Source organism: Gilliamella sp. App2-1, from assembly GCF_001690255.1.
GTDB lineage: Bacteria > Pseudomonadota > Gammaproteobacteria > Enterobacterales > Orbaceae > Gilliamella > Gilliamella apicola_G.
Genome location: NZ_LZGR01000043.1, coordinates 1 through 21837, shown reverse-complemented (window position 1 = coordinate 21837; position 21837 = coordinate 1). Strand labels below are relative to the sequence as shown.

The following is a 21837-nucleotide window of genomic DNA, read 5'->3' as shown; positions in this document are numbered from 1 at the left end:
TTTTGCTAACTTAAATGATTTCTATTTATAGGGATAACTTATTATTAGTAATAAGTTATCTAATTGGTTTAACTCCATAGGAGTCAATTGTGAAAGACTTACTAAAGTTTCTAAAAGCACAAACAAAAACAGAAGATTTTGATGCTATCAAGATAGGCCTTGCTTCTCCTGATATGATTCGTTCATGGTCTTTTGGTGAAGTTAAAAAACCTGAAACAATCAATTATCGTACGTTTAAACCTGAGCGCGATGGATTGTTTTGTGCGCGTATTTTTGGACCAGTAAAAGATTATGAATGTTTATGTGGAAAATATAAACGTTTAAAACACCGTGGTGTGATTTGTGAAAAATGTGGAGTTGAAGTAACTCAAGCTAAAGTACGTCGTGAACGTATGGGGCACATTGAACTAGCATCACCAACTGCCCATATCTGGTTTTTAAAATCATTACCATCTCGTATCGGTTTATTACTTGATATGCCACTTCGCGATATTGAGCGAGTGCTTTATTTTGAATCATTTATGGTTCTTGATGGTGGTATGACGAATCTTGAACGTGGTCAGATTTTAACTGAAGAACAATATTTAGATGCGTTAGAAGAGTTTGGTGACGAATTTGATGCTCGCATGGGGGCAGAAGCTATCCAAGAGTTATTACGTAATATTGATGTGCAAGCAGAATGTGAAGCACTACGTGATGAACTCGCTACCACTAATTCTGAAACTAAGCGTAAAAAGCTGACCAAACGTATTAAGATTATTGAAGCATTTATTCAATCAGAAAACAAACCTGAATGGATGATTCTGAACGTATTACCTGTGTTGCCGCCAGATTTACGCCCATTGGTTCCACTTGATGGCGGGCGTTTTGCAACATCAGATCTTAATGATCTTTATCGTCGAGTTATTAATCGTAATAACCGTTTAAAACGTTTATTAGACTTGGCTGCACCGGATATCATTGTACGTAATGAAAAACGGATGTTACAAGAATCGGTCGATGCATTATTAGATAATGGTCGTCGTGGTCGTGCGATTACTGGTTCAAACAAACGCCCATTGAAGTCACTTGCTGATATGATTAAAGGTAAGCAAGGTCGTTTCCGTCAAAACTTGTTAGGTAAACGTGTTGACTATTCTGGTCGTTCTGTAATTACTGTAGGTCCATACTTACATTTGCATCAGTGTGGTTTACCGAAGAAAATGGCCCTTGAATTATTCAAACCATTTATTTACGGTAAATTAGAGCGTCGCGGTTATGCAACAACCATTAAAGCAGCGAAGAAAATGGTTGAGCGTGAAGATGCAATTGTATGGGATATCTTAGATGAAGTTATCCGTGAGCATCCAGTATTACTAAACCGTGCCCCAACATTGCATAGATTAGGTATTCAAGCATTTGAACCGATTCTAATTGAAGGTAAAGCCATTCAATTACACCCATTAGTTTGTGCGGCGTTTAATGCTGACTTCGATGGTGACCAGATGGCGGTTCACGTTCCATTAACGTTAGAAGCACAATTAGAAGCTCGTGCGTTAATGATGTCAACCAACAATATTCTTTCACCGGCAAGTGGTGAGCCTATCATCGTTCCTTCACAGGACGTGGTTTTAGGTCTTTACTATATGACTCGTGATAAAGTCAATGCCAAAGGTGAAGGCATGATATTAACCGGCCCTAAAGAAGCTGAAAAGCTATATCGTTTAGGTCTAGTTGAATTACATGCCAAGGTTAAAGTTCGTATTACTGAAAGCCAACGTAACAGTGTAGGCGAGTGGGAAGATACCACCTCGGTTGTTGATACAACTGTTGGTCGTGCAATTTTATGGTTAATTATGCCAAAAGGGATGAGCTTCTCTGTTATCAATCAACCTTTGGGTAAAAAAGCGATCTCTAAAATTTTAAATATCTGTTATCGCCAGTTAGGCATGAAAGATACGGTTATTTTAGCTGACCAAATCATGTACACTGGATTTGCTTATGCGGCGCGTTCAGGTGTATCAGTTGGTATTGATGATATGGAAATTCCAGCGAAGAAATCACAAATCATCAACGAAGCTGAAATCGAAGTTGCTGAAATTCAAGAGCAATTCCAATCTGGTTTAGTAACTGCAGGTGAACGTTATAACAAAGTTATCGATATTTGGGCTGCCGCTAATGAGCGCGTTGCTAAAGCGATGATGGATAACTTATCAACTGAAAAAGTAATTAACCGTGAAGGCGAAGAAGAAGTTCAATCTTCTTTCAATAGCATTTACATGATGGCCGACTCTGGTGCGCGTGGTTCTGCAGCACAGATTCGTCAGCTTGCTGGTATGCGTGGCTTGATGGCAAAACCAGATGGTTCGATTATTGAAACACCTATCACTGCGAACTTCCGTGAAGGATTAAACGTACTTCAGTACTTTATCTCTACGCATGGTGCGCGTAAAGGTCTTGCGGATACCGCATTAAAAACAGCGAACTCAGGTTACTTAACTCGACGTTTAGTTGATGTAGCGCAAGATTTAGTGGTGATTGAAGATGACTGTGGCACCTTAGAAGGTGTAGTGATGACACCTGTTATTGAAGGCGGTGATGTTAAAGAGCCACTTCGTGAACGAGTATTAGGTCGAGTCACGGCTGAAGATGTATTAAAACCTGGTAGTGCAGATATCTTAATCCCACGTAACACATTACTTGATGAAAGTAAATGTGACTTACTTGAAGCAGAATCTGTTGATAGCGTTAAAGTGCGTTCAGTGGTTTCGTGTGATACTGATTTTGGTGTGTGTGCAAAATGTTATGGTCGTGACTTAGCACGTGGTCACTTGGTCAATAAAGGTGAAGCAATCGGTGTCATTGCGGCGCAATCAATCGGTGAGCCAGGTACACAGTTAACCATGCGTACGTTCCACATTGGTGGTGCGGCATCGCGAGCGGCTGCCGAATCAAGTGTTCAAGTTAAAAACAAAGGTAGTATTAAATTAACTAACGCTAAATTTGTAACTAACCCAGACAAGAAACTGGTAATTACTTCACGTAATGCTGAATTAACCATTATTGATGACTTAGGTCGAATGAAAGAAACCTACAAAGTGCCTTATGGTTCGATTTTAAGTAAAGGTAATGGTGTTGCGGTTGATGCGGGTGAAACAGTGGCTAACTGGGATCCACATACGATGCCAGTTATCTCTGAAACTAAAGGTTTTGTTCGTTTTGTGGATATGGTTGATGGGCAAACTATTACTCGTCAAACTGATGAATTAACTGGTTTATCATCTATTGCGATATTAGATGTAGCAGAACGTACAGGTGTAGGTAAAGATTTACGTCCAGCCATCAAAATTGTTGATGCTAGAGGTGATGATATCTATCTTGCCGGTACTGAAATGCTTGCGCAATACTTTTTGCCTGGTAAAGCTCTAGTACAGTTAGAAGATGGTGCTGAAATCAATATTGGTGACACACTCGCTCGTATTCCACAAGCATCTGTTGGTACCAAAGATATCACAGGTGGTTTACCACGTGTTGCTGATTTATTTGAAGCACGTAAACCAAAAGAGCCAGCAATCTTGGCTGAAATTGACGGTATCATTTCATTCGGTAAAGAAACAAAAGGTAAACGTCGCTTAATTATCACGCCATTAGATGGTAGTGAACCATATGAAGAGATGGTTCCAAAATGGCGTCAACTTAACGTGTTTGAAGGCGAACAAGTTGGTCGTGGTGATGTGATTTCTGATGGTCCTGAATCAGCGCATGATATTTTACGTCTACGTGGCGTTAATGCGGTAACCCGTTATATTGTTAACGAAGTTCAAGAAGTTTATCGTCTACAAGGTGTAAAAATTAACGATAAACACATTGAAGTTATCGTCCGTCAAATGTTACGTAAAGCAACGGTTATTCATCCGGGTGGCTCACGCCTACTTGAAGGTGAACAACTTGAAGTTTCACGTTTGAAGATTATCAACCGTGAACTTGAAGCGCAAGGTAAAGAACCAATTGTTTACTTACACGATTTACTTGGTATTACTAAAGCTTCCCTAACGACTGAATCGTTTATTTCTGCGGCTTCGTTCCAAGAAACAACTCGTGTCTTAACTGAAGCAGCAGTGGCTGGTAAAAATGATGAATTACGTGGCTTAAAAGAAAACGTAATTGTAGGTCGATTAATTCCAGCTGGTACGGGTTATGCTTATCATAAAGAACGTTTACGTAAACGCGCAATGCCATCAACAGATGAGATTCAAACAACAATTTCAGCGGAAGAGGCAACAGCTAATTTAGCTGAATTACTAAACTCTGCCGAAGAGAATCAATAGCCTCATTAGGTTTAATTTGCAAATAGCACGCATGGCGTGCTATTTTTTTATGTCATGCTTAAAACTATATGAAAGAAGATTGGTATGTATATTGTAATGAACCGTTTTAAAATTAAACGCGGTAGTGAAGATACATTTATTGACATGTGGCGAAAGCGTGATAGCCATCTGAACGAAATGCAAGGGTTTAATCGTTTTTACTTTTTACAAGGAAAAACAGAAGAAAATTATACACTATTTTCTTCATTTACTGAGTGGGAATCTAAAGCTGATTTTGAAGCTTGGGTTAATTCTGAACACTTTAAGCATACCCACCGTAATACGAATAACCGACCAAATAATAGTGATATTTATTTAGAGCTAGCATAATTAGAGTGTTTCGAAGTCGTACTTTAATAAATGTGATATTAAGTCTGATAAAGTTGCAAAAAACTATTTTAATTATTTATCATTCAGTAAATCAAAGTGATGTGAGTAATAGCAAACCCTGTTTTACATCAACGCCATAATAACAAAATAAAAATCGTCCACAATCTATACCGCATTAAATTTTGTTTTTCAAAACATCAAAAAACTCATTAAAATCAATTTTATATCCAATCTATTTTATTAGAGAATGTAATAATTGTTGATAAACAACATAGTAAAGAGTCAATGAATGTTAAAATAATAATTAGTAACAAAAACAAATTATATTCCATGCGCCCATTGACGAAATCATGATTTAAAGGTAATATGCGCGCCTTATGTATTGTGTTCTTTTTTTAGAAGGAACATAAGAGAAACTTTAAGGTAGCATGCATATTTTATGCAAAATAAATTGCCATTAACAATTGACCCAATTAAATCGGCACAAAAAAAGCTTGATTATGTTGGATATTATCCAGCTAAAAGTGTAACTAGGGTTGAAAGTCCGCAAAGTGATATTGAGTGCAGCTTATCTTTTAAGTTTGATGAGCAGCGGCTTTGTGTTATTACAATTGATGCAAAAATGACGTTAGAGTTGGTTTGCCAACGTTGTTTTAAACCTTTTATCACAGAAGTTCATGTGATGAATAAATTTAGTCCTGTTAAGAGCGATGCTCAAGCAGAGGCTCTACCGGAACATTATGAGCCCGTTCTGATGAACGAGTTTGGCGAAGTAGATATATTAGCGTTACTTGAGGACGAAATTATTCTCTCGTTACCAATTGCGCCGGTACATGATAGTAAACACTGCGAAGTGTCAGAGGCTGATATGGTATTTGGTGACATTTCAATTGAACATGAAAAACCAAATCCATTTGCAATTTTAGTTAGTTTAAAGAATAAGGGGTAAATCCATGGCTGTTCAACAGAATCGTAAAACTCGTGCAAAACGTGGTATGCGTCGTTCTCATGATGCATTAACTGTTGCTAATATTTCAGTTGATGAATCAGGTAAAACACATTTACGTCATCACGTAACCGCTGATGGTTATTATCGTGGTCGTAAAGTGATTTCTAAATAATTACTACCTAATTAGAAATCCTCAGGTGACATTTTGGATAATCTAACCATTGCGTTAGATGCTATGAGCGGGGACTTCGGTCCTCGTGCTATTATTCCTGCAGGAATAACAGCTCTAAACTGTTATCCAAACCTTTCTATTTTTCTGGTGGGCGATCCAACGGAAATTAGTTTCTTTTTGTCAAAAGAAAATTCAAAACTTGTCTCTCAATATGAACAAGAGGGGCGGTTAACCTTGATCGAATCGACTGCGGTTATTGCTAATGATATGAAGCCTGCATATGCGATTCGCCATAGCCAAGGGACGTCAATGAGAATAGCGCTTGAGCTGGTTAAAGATAACAATGCTCAAGCCTGTGTTAGTGCTGGTAATACAGGTGCTCTGATGGGGCTGTCCAAACTCTTATTGCACTCTTTAACTGGTATTGATCGCCCAGCTTTAGTTGCCACTATTCCCGCATTAAACAATCAAAGTACAGTTGTGCTGGATTTAGGTGCTAATGCTGAATGTGATAGTGATATGTTAGTACAATTTGCCATAATGGGCGAAATATTAGCAAAAACAGTGCTAAAAATTGAACATCCTCGAGTTGCCTTACTTAACATTGGTGAAGAAGATATTAAAGGATTGGATAAAATACGTGCAGCAGCTTCTATTTTAAAATCGAATGATCAGATTAATTACATTGGCTATTTAGAAGGTAATGAACTTCTCACTGGCAAAACAGATGTATTAGTATGTGATGGTTTTGTTGGCAATGTGACGTTAAAAACAGTAGAAGGCTTAGTTAAAATTTTCATGTCTTCATTTAAGTTGTCTCTTGGTCACAATTCATTATTAATGAAACTATTAAGTAAATGGTTACAGAGAAAGTTCTCAAAAAATTTTGGTTATTTGGAACCAGGACGATATAATGGTGCTTGCTTGCTTGGACTTAGAAGTATTGTGATTAAAAGTCATGGTAGTGCTAACCAAAAGTCATTTTTTGCAGCAATTGAACAAGCTATTTTGGCTATACAAACAAATATACCAGAGAAGATTGCAACAAGCCTTTCTTCCGCACTACCCAAGAGCGAATAATTAGATGTATACAAAGATATTAGGAACTGGGAGTTATCTTCCAAAACAGATAAGAACTAATGCAGATCTTGAAAAAATGGTCGATACTAGTGATGAATGGATCACAACGCGTACCGGTATTAAAGAAAGGCGCATTGCAGAGCCACATGAAACTGTAACGAGCATGGCTTATGAAGCTGCTATAAATGCAATTGAAATGGCCAATATCGATAAAGAAGAAATTGGTATGATTATTGTTGCAACAGCAACCTCGGTCAATGCATTTCCAAGTTCAGCAACAGAATTGCAAGCCAAACTAGGTATTGGTGATGTTGTTGCGTTTGATGTATCTGCCGCTTGCTCGGGATTTATTTATGCGCTTGATATAGCTGATAAATATATTAAAAGTGGTGCAATTAGTTATGCCTTAGTTGTTGGTTCAGATATGTTAACCCGTGGTGTTGATCCAAATGATAGAGGTACCATTATCATTTTTGGAGATGGTGCAGGAGCAGTTGTTGTTGGTGCATCAAAAGAGCCAGGTATTATTGCTTCACATCTTCATGCTGATGGCCGCTATGGTAATTTATTAAAATATCCATATGTTGATCGTCGTGATATGAAAGATCCTGTTTATATGACCATGCATGGTAATGAAGTATTTAAAGTGGCAGTTAAAGAGTTGTCAAATTTGGTTGATGAGCTTTTGACAGAAAATGCGTTTAACAAAGCAGATTTAGATTGGTTAGTACCACATCAAGCTAATTTGAGGATTATTTCAGCAACCGCAAAACGGCTGGATATGGATATGAATAAAGTCATTGTCACATTAGATAAGCAGGGCAATACTTCTGCTGCTTCTGTTCCTTGTGCTTTAGATGCTGGGGTGAGAGATGGGCGAATTCAACAAGGTCACCTGATTTTATTAGAAGCCTTTGGTGGTGGATTTGTTTGGGGTTCTGCGCTAGTTAGATTTTAGTTTATTATGTGTTTTTAATGATCAAGGATTTAATAATGACCAAATTTGCAATGGTATTTCCAGGACAAGGCTCTCAGGCTGTCGGCATGTTAAAAGATCTTGCTGATGATTTTCCAATTATCAAATCAACATTTGATGAAGCTTATGAGGTACTTGATTATGATTTGTGGGATTTAGTACAAAAAGGTCCAATAGAAGAATTAAATAAAACATGGCAAACACAGCCTGCGCTACTTGCTTCGTCTGTTGCAATATTTAGAGTGTGGCAAAGTGTTAATGGCGCTCAACCCGAATTTATGGCTGGTCATAGTTTAGGCGAATACTCAGCATTAGTTTGTGCAGGAGTAATTAATTTTAAAGATGCGATTAAATTAGTTGAATTACGTGGAAAACTAATGCAAGAGGCAGTCCCAAGCGGTACAGGTGCAATGTATGCCATTATTGGATTAGATAACGAATCTATTAGCAAAGCATGTGAACAAGCCGCTGAAGGTCAAATTGTTGCTCCAGTGAATTTTAATTCACCAGGTCAAGTGGTTATTGCCGGTAATAAAGAAGCTGTTGAACGTGCAGGTGCGTTATGTAAAGAAGCTGGTGCTAAGCGTGCATTACCACTTGCTGTCAGTGTGCCATCACATTGTGCGTTAATGAAACCAGCAGCCGATAAGTTAGCTACTACTTTAAACGATATTGAATTTAGTACGCCAAATTTTGCTGTTATTAATAATGTCGATGTTAAAGTTGAAACTTCAGCAGAAAAAATTAAAACTGCATTAATTGCTCAGCTTTATAGCCCTGTACGTTGGACACAGACGGTAGAATATATGGCAAAACAAGATGTAACACTTTTAGTTGAAATGGGACCAGGGAAAGTGTTAACTGGATTAACTAAACGTATTGTTGATACACTTTCAGGTCTTGCGGTTAATGATAAATCATCGTTAGAAACGGCATTAGAAAACACAAAGTAAAGGATAAATAGAGGTGGTTATGAACCTATCAGGAAAAATTGCTTTAGTTACTGGCGCAAGCCGTGGGATCGGTAAAGCAATTGCAGAAAAATTAGTTGCTTGTGGCGCAACGGTTATTGGTACGGCAACAACAGAAAAAGGTGCTGAGTCTATTAGTCATTACTTAGGCTCAAATGGTAAAGGCCTTGCTTTAAATGTGACGGATGAAGCATCCATTGAATCTGTGATTAATACAATAAAAATTGAATTTGGTGATATTGATATTCTTGTTAATAATGCAGGTATTACGCGTGATAATTTGTTAATGAGAATGAAAGATGACGAATGGCAAGATATTTTAGATACCAATCTAACATCTGTTTTTCGTTTATCTAAAGCATTAATGCGTACAATGATGAAAAAACGCTATGGCAGAATTGTTACTATCGGCTCAGTAGTTGGTACAATGGGTAATGCAGGTCAAGCTAACTATGCAGCAACTAAGGCAGGATTAATTGGTTTTAGTAAATCATTAGCGCGCGAAGTTGCATCACGTGGTATTACTGTTAATGTTGTGGCTCCTGGTTTTATCGCAACTGATATGACTGATGCATTAACTGATGAACAAAAAGCGTTAACATTGGCGCAAGTTCCTGCTGGACGATTAGGTGAGCCAACAGAAATTGCTAATGCAGTTGCTTTTTTGGTATCAGATGAAGCGTCTTACATTACTGGTGAAACTTTACATGTCAATGGAGGCATGTATATGGTGTAATTGACTAGAATAGTGTAAAATGAGCCAATAACTTGATGTTTCGAACAAAAATTAAGCAATTGGGTTGAAAAATGATTGGCATTTTTTTCAACATTTTATAAACTTACATTCACCGCCACTTTCGGCGATTTTTATAGGAAAAAAAGAGTATGAGCACTATTGAAGAGCGAGTTAAAAAAATTATTGTTGAGCAACTTGGTGTAAAAGAGGAAGAAGTTAAAAATGAATCTTCTTTCATTGAAGATCTTGGCGCTGACTCTCTTGATACAGTTGAATTAGTTATGGCTTTAGAAGAAGAATTTGATACAGAAATTCCTGATGAAGAAGCTGAAAAAATTACAACTGTTCAATCAGCAATTGATTATATTACTGCAAATCAATAAGGTTAGCAGAGTTTTCATGATAGGCGGTCAAAAGATCGCCTAGTTTGTGTTTTTAATTTTTAAATTAAAAAAGTTTGGTATAAATCTATAGAAAACTCAAAATAAAATTTTCAATGATTCAAATTTCATTACAATCCTTTCCTGGAGGACAATGTGTCTAAACGCAGAGTTGTTGTTACTGGAATGGGCATGATATCTCCTGTAGGTAATACAGTTGAATCCACTTGGCAAGCTTTATTAGCAGGACAAAGTGGCGTTGAACTCATAGAACACTTTGATACAGCCCCTTTCGCAACGCGTTTCGCCGCTATGGTTAAAAACTTTAATGGCGAAGATTATAATATTTCACGCAAAGATGCTCGTAAAATGGATTATTTTATCCAATACGGGATTGCTGCGGGTATGCAAGCAATGCAAGATGCAGGCATTGAGATCACGGAAGAAAACGCGAAAAGAATTGGTTGTGCTATAGGTTCAGGTATTGGTGGACTTGGGTTGATTGAAGAAAACCACAGTGCATTAATCAGTGCTGGACCACGTAAAATTAGTCCGTTCTTCGTACCATCAACAATTGTTAATATGATTGCAGGTCACTTATCCATTATTTATGGATTAAAAGGACCAAGTATTACTATTGCAACAGCATGTTCTTCAGGTGTACATAATATTGGTCATGCTGCACGTATGATTGCTTATGGTGACGCTGATGCGATGTTAGCTGGAGGAGGCGAAAAAGCGAGTACTCCTCTGGGTATTGGAGGCTTTGGTGCTGCTCGTGCCTTATCAACTAATAATGATAATCCTAAAGTTGCAAGTCGGCCTTGGGATAAAGATCGTGATGGTTTTGTATTGGGTGATGGTGCTGGTATCATGTTCTTAGAAGAATATGAACATGCCAAAAAGCGAGGAGCTAAAATCTATGCTGAGCTAGTTGGGTTTGGTATGAGTGGTGATGCTTATCATATGACTTCACCTCCAGCTGATGGCAGTGGAGCTGCATTAGCTATGCAATGTGCTCTTCGTGATGCTGGTATTAATCCTGATCAGGTTGGTTATATCAACGCCCATGGTACATCGACACCTGCTGGCGATAAAGCTGAAACACAAGCGGTAAAAAGTATTTTTAAAGAAAGTGCCAACAAAGTTATGGTTAGTTCAACTAAATCAATGATAGGGCATTTATTGGGAGCTGCTGGTGCTGTTGAGTCTATTTTCACTGTACTTGCACTTCGTGATCAAGCAGTTCCACCAACAATTAATCTTGATAATCCTGACGAGGGTTGTGATCTTGATTATGTTCCGCATACAGCGCGTCAAGTTAAGAATTTAGAATATGCACTTTGTAATTCTTTTGGTTTTGGTGGAACCAATGGTTCAGTGTTGTTTAAGAAATTCTAATATCTCTTTATCCGTCAATAATATATTATTGGCGGATATCTTTAATATATGGTTTTTCACTTATAAAATTTATAATGAAAAAAGTCTATATCTTTTCTGTTCAATTAGAATTTGCAATTAAAGAGAATAAGAATATTCCTTTTGCTTGTGTTATAATCTCAAGCTAACTTTATAGCCTCATTTCTGGTAGTTATGGTTGAACCTAAATTTATTCATCTTCATTTACATAGTGATTTCTCGATGGTTGATGGAATTGCTAAAGTTGGCGCATTAGTAAATGAAGTGAGCAAGTTACAGATGCCAGCTTTTGCAATTACTGATTTTACTAATCTTTGCGGGCTGGTTAAATTTTACGGTTCAGCAATGTCAAAAGGTATTAAACCGATCATTGGTGCAGATCTCGCTATTAGAAGTTCTCAAATGCCTGATGATATTTATCATTTGACTTTATTGGCAGCTAATCATCAAGGATATCAAAATCTTACTTTATTGATTTCTAAAGCTTATCAGCGAGGATATCTAGGTGATTTGCCAGTTGTTGATAATGACTGGCTAATTGAGCATCGAGCTGGATTAATTGTATTAGCAGGTCGAGAAAGTGATATTGGGATCGGTATTATTCGTAATAATCAACTAATCGTTGATAACGCTATTAATTTTTATCTTGAAAATTTTAGTGAGCATTTTTATTTTGAATTAGTACGCACTAAACGAACCAATGAAGAACTATTTATTCATCGAGCTGTGAATTTGGCTGAACAATATTCGTTACCCGTTGTTGCAACTAATGATGTTCGATTTTTGAAATCTTCTGATTTTGATGCTCACGAGATTCGTGTCGCTATTCACGATGGTAATACGCTAGAAGATCCTTCCAGACCTAAAAACTACTCGGCAGAGCAATACCTACGTTCAGAACAGGAAATGTGTGAATTATTTTCTGACATTCCTGAAGCACTTGAAAATAGTGTTGAAATAGCAAAACGCTGTAATGTTTCTATTCGATTAGGCGAATATTTTTTACCTAAATTTCCAACTGGCGATATGTCTACTGAAGACTTTTTAGTGCATAAATCACGAGAAGGATTAGAAGAAAGGCTAGCGTTTTTATTTCCTGAACCAGCAATTAGAAAGCAAAGACGACCAGAATATGATGAGCGTTTAGACACCGAATTAACCGTAATTAACCAAATGGGTTTTCCTGGTTACTTTCTGATTGTTATGGAGTTTATACAATGGTCAAAAGATAATGATATTCCAGTAGGACCAGGACGAGGATCTGGTGCTGGCTCGCTAGTTGCATATGCTTTGAAAATTACTGATTTGGATCCACTTGAGTTTGATTTACTTTTTGAACGTTTTTTAAATCCAGAACGTGTTTCAATGCCAGACTTTGATGTTGATTTTTGTATGGAAAAACGCGATCTGGTTATTGATCATGTCGCTGATATGTATGGAAGAGATGCTGTTTCCCAAATTATTACTTTTGGTACTATGGCAGCTAAAGCAGTAATACGGGATGTGGGGCGAGTACTTGGACATCCCTATGGGTTTGTCGATCGTATTTCAAAATTAATACCTTTAGATCCTGGTATGACACTAGCCAAAGCTTTTGAAATTGAACCCCAGTTACAAGAGTTATATGATAATAATGAAGAAGTCAAATCATTAATTGACATCGCCCGGCAATTGGAAGGTGTAACCCGAAATGCTGGTAAGCATGCCGGTGGAGTGGTGATCTCACCAACTAAAATTACTGATTTCTCGCCAATTTATTGTGATCCAGAGGGCCATCATCCGGTTACTCAATTTGATAAAAATGATGTGGAATATGCAGGTCTTGTGAAATTTGACTTTCTAGGCTTACGAACATTAACCATTATTGATTGGGCAATCAAAATGATTAATGAACGTCAGCTGCGAGAGGGTAAAGAAAAAGTCGATATTGCTCGAATTCCTTTAGATGATGAAAAATCTTTCGAATTATTATTAAAAGCTGAAACTACAGCGGTATTCCAACTTGAATCCCGTGGTATGAAAGATTTAATAAGACGTTTGAAGCCCGACTGTTTTGAGGATATGATCGCTTTAGTCGCATTATTCCGTCCAGGTCCTTTACAATCAGGCATGGTCGACAATTTTATTGACCGAAAACATGGAAGAGAAGAGGTTTCTTACCCTGATATTAAATACCAACACGACTCATTAAAACCTATTTTAGAACCCACTTATGGTATTATTTTATATCAAGAACAAGTTATGCAAATCGCACAGACTCTTTCAGGTTATACATTGGGCGGTGCTGATTTATTGCGCCGAGCTATGGGTAAGAAAAAACCGGAAGAGATGGCGAAGCAACGTTCTGTTTTTAAAGAAGGAGCTGAAAAACAAGGTATTGATGGTGAGCTGTCGATGCGAATATTTGATTTGGTTGAAAAATTTGCTGGATATGGTTTTAATAAATCTCACTCGGCTGCTTATGCGCTTGTTTCTTATCAAACTTTGTGGCTGAAAACGCACTATCCTGCCGAATTTATGGCTGCGGTTATGACTGCCGATATGGATAATACCGATAAAATTGTTGGTTTGGTTGATGAATGTTTGCGGATGGGGTTAAAAGTCAATCCTCCTGATATCAATAGTGGCCTGTATCACTTTCATGTAAATGATAAAGGTGAGATTGTTTATGGTATTGGGGCTATAAAAGGTGTCGGTGAAGGGCCTATTGAGGCAATTGTTGAAGCACGTAACAGTGGGGGATATTTTAAAAATATTTTCGAACTTTGTGCTCGAACAGATATGAAGAAGATCAATCGCCGAGTACTTGAAAAGCTCACTATGGCGGGGGCTTTTGATAAATTAGGACCTCATCGAGCGGCTATATTGCATAGCATCAATGATGCAATGCAAGCGGCAGATCAATATGCTAAAGCGCAAGATATTGGTCAAGAAGATATGTTTGGTGTTTTGGCGGAAGAGCCCGAACAAGTTGAGCATGCTTATGCTGCAGTTCCTGAATTACCTGAGCAAGTTTTGCTTGATGGGGAACGTGAGGCTTTAGGACTTTATTTAACGGGACATCCTGTAACACAATATTTGAAAGAATTAAATCGTTATACAGGTGGATTGCGAATTAGTGAGGCCTCTCCAACAGGTTGGGGTAAGATGGCCACTTTTGCAGGTATTGTTGCTGATGCTCGGATTCGAATTACTAAAAAAGGTAAAAAAATTGGTTTGTTTACTTTAGATGATCGTTCTGGCCGAATTGATGGTATGCTTTTTACAGAGTCTTTGGAGAAATTTGGTCATTTACTTGTTAAAGATAAGATCTTAATTGTTACAGGTCAAGTCAGTAATGACGATTTTAATGGTGGCTTTAAAATGTCAGTGCGTGATATCGTTGACCTAAAAGATGCTCGAGCTAAATATGTAAAAGGATTGTCCATTACTTTGACGGAAAGCGAAGTAAATCAAACAATATTACAGCGGTTACAACAATTGTTTGAACCTTATCGGCATGGCAGTGTACCTGTTAATTTATATTATCATCGAGATGATTCTGTTGTTAGGATACAATTTGGCACGACATGGAGAATTATTCCAGAGGATGCTTTAATTGTTGAGTTAAAGACACTACTTGGTCTTGATCGTATCGAATTTGAGTTTGAATAAATCGATAAACTTATTAATAGTAGATTGGTTGATTAATTTAATTTTTTGAATAAATAAAAGCTACTTTCAGTAAATGCGAGTGGCACGAGATTTAAAATAGTTGAAGTCTAATAATATAAATGTAGGTGACTTCAATGAGTGTTACATAGTAGAATTGGTTTAATTTTATCTTAAGAATTAGTCAGTATACTGTATTAAATAGTATATTTTTTAGAATATCAAATAAATTAAGAGGCAATTACAAGCGTTATGAACAATTTTTTGGAATTTGAAAAGCCGATAGCGGAATTAGAAGCAAAAATTAATTCCTTAAAGAATATTGATTCGCAACAAGTTGAATTAGATATTAATTTAGATAAAGAGATTAAGCAATTACATAAAAAAAGCCGTGAATTAACAAAAAAAATATTTGCTAATTTAACTCCTTGGGAAATTGCGCAATTAGCTAGACATCCAAATCGTCCCTATACGTTGGATTATATAAAAGAAATTTTTACTGACTTTGATGAATTAGCTGGTGATAGAGCTTATGCCGATGATAAAGCAATTGTTGGTGGAATAGCACGTATTGATGGACGAACTGTGGTGGTTATTGGACATCAAAAAGGTCGTGAAACAAAACAGAAGATTTACAGAAACTTTGGTATGCCAGCTCCCGAAGGTTATCGTAAAGCTTTACGATTAATGCAATTAGCCGAACGTTTTAAATTGCCCATTATTACTTTTATTGATACTCCAGGAGCCTATCCGGGTATTGGTGCCGAAGAGCGAGGCCAAGCGGAAGCAATTGCTCGTAATTTAAGAGAAATGTCACGTCTTAAAGTACCAACTATTTGTACAGTAATTGGTGAAGGTGGATCTGGGGGGGCTCTTGCTATTGGGGTAGCAGATAAAGTTAATATGCTTCAATATAGTACTTATTCTGTCATTTCACCAGAAGGCTGTGCTTCTATTTTATGGAAAAGTGCTGATAAAGCACCAGTTGCAGCTGAAGCCATGAATATGACAGCAGATAATTTATTAAAATTAAATTTGATTGATTCAATCGTGCCCGAGCCACTTGGTGGTGCTCACCGAGATTATGCTACCGTATCTGTTTCACTCAAAACACAACTACTTAGTGATCTTGATGAACTTGAAAGTATGGATTTATCTACATTACTAGAAAGAAGATTTCAACGTTTGATGAACTATGGTTATGTAAGGTAATTTTAACTTTGGAATACTATAATGAAAAAATCGACAGGATTACTACGTATTTTTAATGCGACAAAATATTCTTTAAAAGGCTTAAAAGCGGCAATCAAATTTGAAGCTGCATTTCGCCAAGAGTTAATTTTATTGGTTGTGGCTTATATCATTGTAATGCTAGTCGATTTTTCTATTTATGAACGTATTTTGTTACTTGGATCAATTGGTTTTGTGATGATTACAGAGTTAATCAATAGTGCGATTGAATGTGTTGTTGATCGTATTGGTAGTGAAAGACATGAGTTATCTGGCCGAGCAAAAGATTATGGTTCAGCTGCTGTATTTTTGTCATTATTATTGACAGTTATTTTGTGGATTTATCTATTTTCTTGTCACTTTTTCTCATAATTTTTACCTAAACGTAGACTTTTCTGAAAATTATTGGCAATAGATAATTAGCAAAACACTATTCGGAAACGAGTTCTTTAATGAGAAAATTTCCAGTTTTTTCTGTATCTAACGTGGATTTTAGCCATGGCATAACTGTACGCATTTGTTCATGTAACTTCCATGGTGGATTAATTACTATCATTCCTGATGCAGTCATTCCTTTTTGATTATTATCAGGTTTTATTGCTAACTCAAATTGTGAAATTCGCTTGATACCTAAGTTAACAATACCATCAATCATTTTTTGAGTTTGTGTACGGGATACCACAGGATACCAAATTAAGTAGATGCCTGTAGCAAATCGTTTGTATGCTTCAAATAACGCTGCAGGAATCTTTTGATAATCATCCTTAATTTCATAAGAGGGATCAATTAATATAATTCCACGACGTGATTGCGGGGGTAACTTTGATTTTAGTTGGGCAAAACCATCTTCACGTAGCACTGTTGTTCGTTTATCTTTGCTAAATTCTTGCCTTAATAAAGGATAATCAGATGGATGTAATTCAGTAAGATTGAGCTTGTCTTGCTCACGTAATAATTGCTTGGCAATTAATGGTGAGCCAGGATAATATTTTAATTCATCAAAAGGATTATAACGTCTTAGTATTGATATATAGGTCTTGAGCAATTCTGGAATATTAGATTGTTGCCATAGTAAATTAATTCCTGATAAATATTCACCGGTTTTTTCAGCATGTTCACTCTTTAGTAGGTATCGCCCCGCCCCAGAGTGTGTATCTAAATATAAAAAAGGTTTTTCTTTTTCTTTTAATGATTCAATACATAACGTTAAAACAATATGTTTTAATACATCTGCATGATTACCAACATGATAACTATGGCGATAACTTAACATTAGGAATTTACTCTCTCTTGTTCATTTTTTTGCATATAAAAGGTTGTTAAAGCTAAACAAAGAAGGCAGGGAATCTCCATTAATTCTTCTATTAAATCTTTTCGATCCCTTGTTATAACTAATAATTCATGGCCAATACGGCGGTGTTCTGCAATATCAGCTATACCCAAGAATAAAAAAGCTAAAAATATATGCCAAACTGGAATTTTTTCAAATTTGTAGCGACGAACAATTTCTCGGCGGATTGTGGGTAAAAATATACTGAATATTGGAAGTGCCATTATAATACCAGCAATAATTTTATAATAAAAACGGGGTACTTCAGGAAAAAAGTCCCGCCCCCAACTAATTCCCCGACCAAAAAGCATAAACCACCAAAATATTGTCCAAATCCAAAATTTGTATAATTCCGAATGTTTAGCCACACGTTTCGCATAATAGTAGGTATAACAACACATAAATAATAAAAAAAGTGATTGAACATGTTCAATAAGAGTAACGGTAAGTCCATTGTATAAAGGTATAAAAAAATTACCTATAATGTAAAGAATAATACCAAGAATAATAATCGATAAGGAACTTTTGTAAAAATGAAAATCTAATTTACACATACAATGTCTTAATATTTATTAGCGTTTTTAAGTTTGAGTATAGTACCGCATTTACGACATAAATAACTAGTTTTATCGTTTTTAATTTTATTGTGTCTTATTGAAGTTAAATGATGTTGTTGACAACTACAGTAGTATAAATAAGTATTGCGTTGTACCGTAAAATGGTGAGTTGTAGTTGGGATTTTGCCTAATATTTCTGACATAATATATTGCCATTGTTTACCGTGTGGCTTTACTTTTCCAAATTCCTTAAAAACAATGAGATGTGCCAATTCATGAGGTACAACTTCCTCAATAAAATGTGTACCATTTTCTAACAACATTATTGAATTAAGTTGAATTTCCCAACGTATTAAAAAGGCACTACCTGCAATGCTACCTTTGGGCTTATAGACAATTTTAGGTTCTTTATATTGAGTATGTAGAAGTTGATTGGCTTGTATTAAGTGAGTTCTTAAACAAGCCATTACCTGATTATGTAAATAAATTGGGATGCGTTTATAATCCTGCTGCATCGCGAAGTAGTGCTGCTTTATCTGTTTTTTCCCAAGGGAAGATATCTCGTCCAAAATGACCATAACTTGCAGTTTGTTGGTAAATTGGCTGAATGAGGTCAAGCATCTGAATCAATCCATAAGGTCTTAAGTCAAAAAATTCTTTGATAAGTGAAACAATTTTATGGTGATCGATTTTTTCAGTGCCAAAAGTATTAATATAAATTGATGTAGGATTGGCAATACCAATTGCGTAAGATATCTGTAATTCACATCTGTCAGCAAGTCCAGCCGCAACAATATTTTTGGCAACATAGCGTGCAGCATAAGCTGCTGAACGGTCAACTTTTGACGGATCTTTTCCTGAAAAAGCACCACCGCCATGACGTGCGGCTCCGCCATAAGTATCTACAATAATTTTGCGGCCAGTTAACCCACAATCTCCCATTGGACCACCAATAACGAAGCGTCCAGTTGGATTAATAAAGTATTTTGTCCTTGAAGTTAACCATTCAGTTGGTAATGTAGGTTTAATGATTTCTTCCATAACAGCTTCATGTAATGCTTTTTGTTCAATGGCTTCTGAATGCTGTGTAGATAAAACGATAGTATCAACCCCTTTTATTTGACCGTCTTGGTAAATTAATGTGACTTGGCTTTTTGCATCAGGCCTTAACCAAGAAAGTGTGCCATTTTTTCTGACTTCTGCTTGGCGACGCATCAAATCATGAGCATAACTTATGGCTGCAGGCATAAAGTTTGGCATTTCATTGGTCGCATAACCAAACATAATACCTTGATCGCCCGCACCTTGTTCTAGTGGACCTTTTCGATCGACCCCTTGATTGATGTCAGGAGATTGCTTGCCAATAGCATTAAGCACCGCACATGAATTTGCATCAAATCCCATTTCAGAACTGGTATAACCAATATCATTAATGGTTTTTCGAGTTAATTCCTCAATATCTACCCAAGCTGAAGTCGTGATTTCACCACCAACTAAAGCCATACCCGTTTTTACATATGTTTCACAAGCAACACGTGCTTTTGGGTCTTGCTTTAATATTGCATCAAGTACTGCATCAGATATTTGATCGGCAATTTTATCTGGATGACCTTCTGAAACAGATTCTGAAGTAAATAGAAATTCTGACATAGAATACCTTCTTAAATTAATTCTTGCATAACGCCTGATATATAATATTCAGCTTTAATATATGAATCTATTTTAGCAGTTTTACCATCTAGACGTCTAGTCTATAATTTATCGAACAAAATACAATATTGGCTTGGGTAAAATTACTTGCATTAATTTTTAATCAATTTACGATATTGGCGTTTCTAATTTATTATCTAGTGACCTATAGCTAAAATGAATATCGTAAAACAATCACCTTCTATATTAGTGTTTGATTCAGGTATTGGTGGATTATCTGTTTATAATGAAATTTACAATAAAGTACCCAATGTACACTATATATATGTATTTGATAATGAAATGTTTCCTTATGGAGATAAATCTTCAGGATTTTTAATTAATAGAGTCAATTCGGTCATTGAAGCTATTACTAAATTTTACTCAATAGATTTAGCGGTTATTGCCTGTAATACAGCTAGTACTATTTGTTTACCTAGTTTACGCTCCAAATTTTCTTTTCCTATTATTGGCGTTGTACCAGCGATTAAACCAGCTAGCTTAATTACTAAAAATAAATGTATAGGGTTATTAGCGACAAAAGCAACAATTGAAAGAACTTATACAACTGATTTAATACAGCAATTTGCGGCACATTGCACTGTTAAATTGTTAGGCCTGTCGGAATTAGCACTCATAGCCGAAAATAAATTGCAAGGTGTTACTGTAGATATGAAACAGCTAAAAGAAATAATGCAACCTTGGCTTGAATTACAAACAATCCCCGATACAATAGTGCTTGGCTGTACGCATTACCCTTTTATTAAAACAGAGTTACAGATGATTTTTCCTCAAGCTACCTTCATAGATTCAGGTTATGCAATTGCAGCAAGGGTTTGTAATTTACTAAATGATAAATATAACATAGACCAAATACCTTCATCTACATCTGAAAATATTGTATTGAGTACAAGCTATACTCTGTCTGTGGAAAAGTTGATTAAAAAATTATCCGGTTATAATCTTAATAAATATCAAACTATTAAAATTTAATGTGTCTAAATATCACTCGAATGAATGAGTGTTTGAACTTTTTTGCTTGCTAAAAAAAAAGAAGTCCTTATAATGCGCATCCACTGACACGCAGTCAGCGACAAGCAGACAGTGAGTGAGTTAAAAAATAAGATCGAAAAATTGAAAAAAAGATCTTGACGAATTAAAAGGTGTAGCGTAGTATACGCAGCCCTTGAGACAGCAAACTAAATTAACAAAATGTTGATTAGGAATAGAAGCTGTCAGCTCTTTAAAAAGAAAAAACAGACAATCTGTGTGGGCACTTGCGAGACAAAGAATTAAAAGTCTACGGACTTAAAAGAATCAAGTCTTGATAAGTGACACTGAAGATTCATTTGAATATGTCAGAGACAGTTATTGAGCATCAAACTTTAAATTGAAGAGTTTGATCATGGCTCAGATTGAACGCTGGCGGCAGGCTTAACACATGCAAGTCGAACGGTAACATGAGTGCTTGCACTTGATGACGAGTGGCGGACGGGTGAGTAATGTATGGGGATCTGCCGAATGGAAGGGGACAACAGTTGGAAACGACTGCTAATACCGTATAAAGTTGAGAGACCAAAGCATGGGACCTACGGGCCATGCGCCATTTGATGAACCCATATGGGATTAGCTAGTAGGTGAGGTAAAGGCTTACCTAGGCGACGATCTCTAGCTGGTCTGAGAGGATGACCAGCCACACTGGAACTGAGACACGGTCCAGACTCCTACGGGAGGCAGCAGTGGGGAATATTGCACAATGGGGGGAACCCTGATGCAGCCATGCCGCGTGTATGAAGAAGGCCTTCGGGTTGTAAAGTACTTTCGGTGATGAGGAAGGTAGTGTATCTAATAGGTGCACTAATTGACGTTAATTACAGAAGAAGCACCGGCTAACTCCGTGCCAGCAGCCGCGGTAATACGGAGGGTGCGAGCGTTAATCGGAATGACTGGGCGTAAAGGGCATGTAGGCGGATAATTAAGTTAGGTGTGAAAGCCCTGGGCTCAACCTAGGAATTGCACTT

The 21837-nt window shown here is 36.7% G+C and carries 18 protein-coding genes and 1 rRNA gene; 15 read left to right on the top strand and 4 right to left on the bottom strand.

Annotated features, from left to right (window positions below; all coding sequences use genetic code 11):
• Window positions 1-89 precede the first annotated feature (89 nt).
• The 13 genes from rpoC to A9G22_RS05195 all read left to right on the top strand — a co-directional run bounded on the left by rpoC (window position 90) and on the right by A9G22_RS05195 (window position 16612).
• Window positions 90-4307, top strand: a complete 4218-nt coding sequence (rpoC, locus tag A9G22_RS05255; RefSeq protein WP_075508484.1) for a DNA-directed RNA polymerase subunit beta' — start codon at window positions 90-92, stop codon at window positions 4305-4307.
• 84 nt (window positions 4308-4391) lie between these two features.
• Window positions 4392-4676 (top strand): antibiotic biosynthesis monooxygenase family protein, encoded by a 285-nt coding sequence (locus tag A9G22_RS05250; protein ID WP_075508483.1) that lies wholly within the window; start codon window positions 4392-4394, stop codon window positions 4674-4676.
• A 439-nt stretch (window positions 4677-5115) separates the two neighbouring features.
• On the top strand, window positions 5116-5625 hold the full coding sequence (gene yceD, locus A9G22_RS05245) for a 23S rRNA accumulation protein YceD (protein ID WP_075508482.1): 510 nt from the start codon (window positions 5116-5118) through the stop codon (window positions 5623-5625).
• A gap of 4 nt (window positions 5626-5629) precedes the next feature.
• Window positions 5630-5797, top strand: a complete 168-nt coding sequence (gene rpmF, locus A9G22_RS05240; protein WP_025316508.1) for a 50S ribosomal protein L32 — start codon at window positions 5630-5632, stop codon at window positions 5795-5797.
• 33 nt (window positions 5798-5830) lie between these two features.
• Complete coding sequence (gene plsX / locus A9G22_RS05235; RefSeq protein ID WP_081296960.1) at window positions 5831-6877, top strand: phosphate acyltransferase PlsX; 1047 nt, start codon at window positions 5831-5833, stop codon at window positions 6875-6877.
• 4 nt (window positions 6878-6881) lie between these two features.
• Window positions 6882-7835, top strand: coding sequence for a beta-ketoacyl-ACP synthase III (locus A9G22_RS05230; RefSeq protein ID WP_065586581.1), 954 nt, complete (start codon window positions 6882-6884; stop codon window positions 7833-7835).
• Window positions 7836-7870: 35 nt separating this feature from the next.
• Window positions 7871-8806, top strand: coding sequence for an ACP S-malonyltransferase (gene fabD / locus A9G22_RS05225; protein ID WP_065586580.1), 936 nt, complete (start codon window positions 7871-7873; stop codon window positions 8804-8806).
• A 19-nt stretch (window positions 8807-8825) separates the two neighbouring features.
• Complete coding sequence (gene fabG, locus A9G22_RS05220; protein ID WP_065586579.1) at window positions 8826-9560, top strand: 3-oxoacyl-ACP reductase FabG; 735 nt, start codon at window positions 8826-8828, stop codon at window positions 9558-9560.
• Between the two features lie 149 nt (window positions 9561-9709).
• Window positions 9710-9943: an acyl carrier protein gene (gene acpP / locus A9G22_RS05215; protein WP_034910452.1), complete on the top strand. Its 234-nt coding sequence runs from the start codon at window positions 9710-9712 to the stop codon at window positions 9941-9943.
• A 153-nt stretch (window positions 9944-10096) separates the two neighbouring features.
• Window positions 10097-11341 carry a beta-ketoacyl-ACP synthase II gene (gene fabF, locus A9G22_RS05210; RefSeq protein ID WP_075508481.1) on the top strand — a complete coding sequence of 415 codons (1245 nt, stop codon included), beginning with the start codon at window positions 10097-10099 and terminating at the stop codon, window positions 11339-11341.
• Window positions 11342-11533: 192 nt separating this feature from the next.
• The gene (gene dnaE, locus A9G22_RS05205) at window positions 11534-15013 is read left to right on the top strand and encodes a DNA polymerase III subunit alpha (RefSeq protein WP_075508480.1); all 3480 of its coding nucleotides are present in this window, start codon (window positions 11534-11536) and stop codon (window positions 15011-15013) included.
• Window positions 15014-15262: 249 nt separating this feature from the next.
• Window positions 15263-16222: an acetyl-CoA carboxylase carboxyl transferase subunit alpha gene (gene accA / locus A9G22_RS05200; RefSeq protein ID WP_065586576.1), complete on the top strand. Its 960-nt coding sequence runs from the start codon at window positions 15263-15265 to the stop codon at window positions 16220-16222.
• A 21-nt stretch (window positions 16223-16243) separates the two neighbouring features.
• Entirely contained in the window at window positions 16244-16612 is a 369-nt protein-coding gene (locus A9G22_RS05195) for a diacylglycerol kinase (protein ID WP_065586575.1), read from the top strand.
• Between the two features lie 58 nt (window positions 16613-16670).
• Here the strand turns inward: A9G22_RS05195 and A9G22_RS05190 are convergent, their stop codons facing one another.
• Genes A9G22_RS05190 through metK form a run of 4 tightly spaced genes read right to left on the bottom strand, consistent with a single transcriptional unit; the run spans window position 16671 to window position 19777 of the window.
• Window positions 16671-17513: a 23S rRNA (adenine(2030)-N(6))-methyltransferase RlmJ gene (locus A9G22_RS05190; protein WP_075508479.1), complete on the bottom strand. Its 843-nt coding sequence runs from the start codon at window positions 17511-17513 to the stop codon at window positions 16671-16673.
• Window positions 17513-18124 (bottom strand): hypothetical protein, encoded by a 612-nt coding sequence (locus tag A9G22_RS05185; RefSeq protein WP_065586573.1) that lies wholly within the window; start codon window positions 18122-18124, stop codon window positions 17513-17515. The genes A9G22_RS05190 and A9G22_RS05185 overlap by 1 nt, the downstream gene beginning before the upstream one ends.
• 8 nt (window positions 18125-18132) lie before the next feature.
• Window positions 18133-18642, bottom strand: coding sequence for a SprT family zinc-dependent metalloprotease (locus A9G22_RS05180; protein ID WP_065586572.1), 510 nt, complete (start codon window positions 18640-18642; stop codon window positions 18133-18135).
• On the bottom strand, window positions 18626-19777 hold the full coding sequence (metK, locus tag A9G22_RS05175; RefSeq protein ID WP_075508478.1) for a methionine adenosyltransferase: 1152 nt from the start codon (window positions 19775-19777) through the stop codon (window positions 18626-18628). The genes A9G22_RS05180 and metK overlap by 17 nt, the downstream gene beginning before the upstream one ends.
• A 216-nt stretch (window positions 19778-19993) precedes the next feature.
• Between metK and murI the strand changes: the two genes are divergently transcribed.
• Both murI and A9G22_RS05165 read left to right on the top strand, forming a co-directional pair.
• On the top strand, window positions 19994-20809 hold the full coding sequence (gene murI, locus A9G22_RS05170) for a glutamate racemase (protein ID WP_065586570.1): 816 nt from the start codon (window positions 19994-19996) through the stop codon (window positions 20807-20809).
• Between the two features lie 394 nt (window positions 20810-21203).
• Window positions 21204-21837 (top strand): 16S ribosomal RNA (locus tag A9G22_RS05165); the annotation flags it as partial.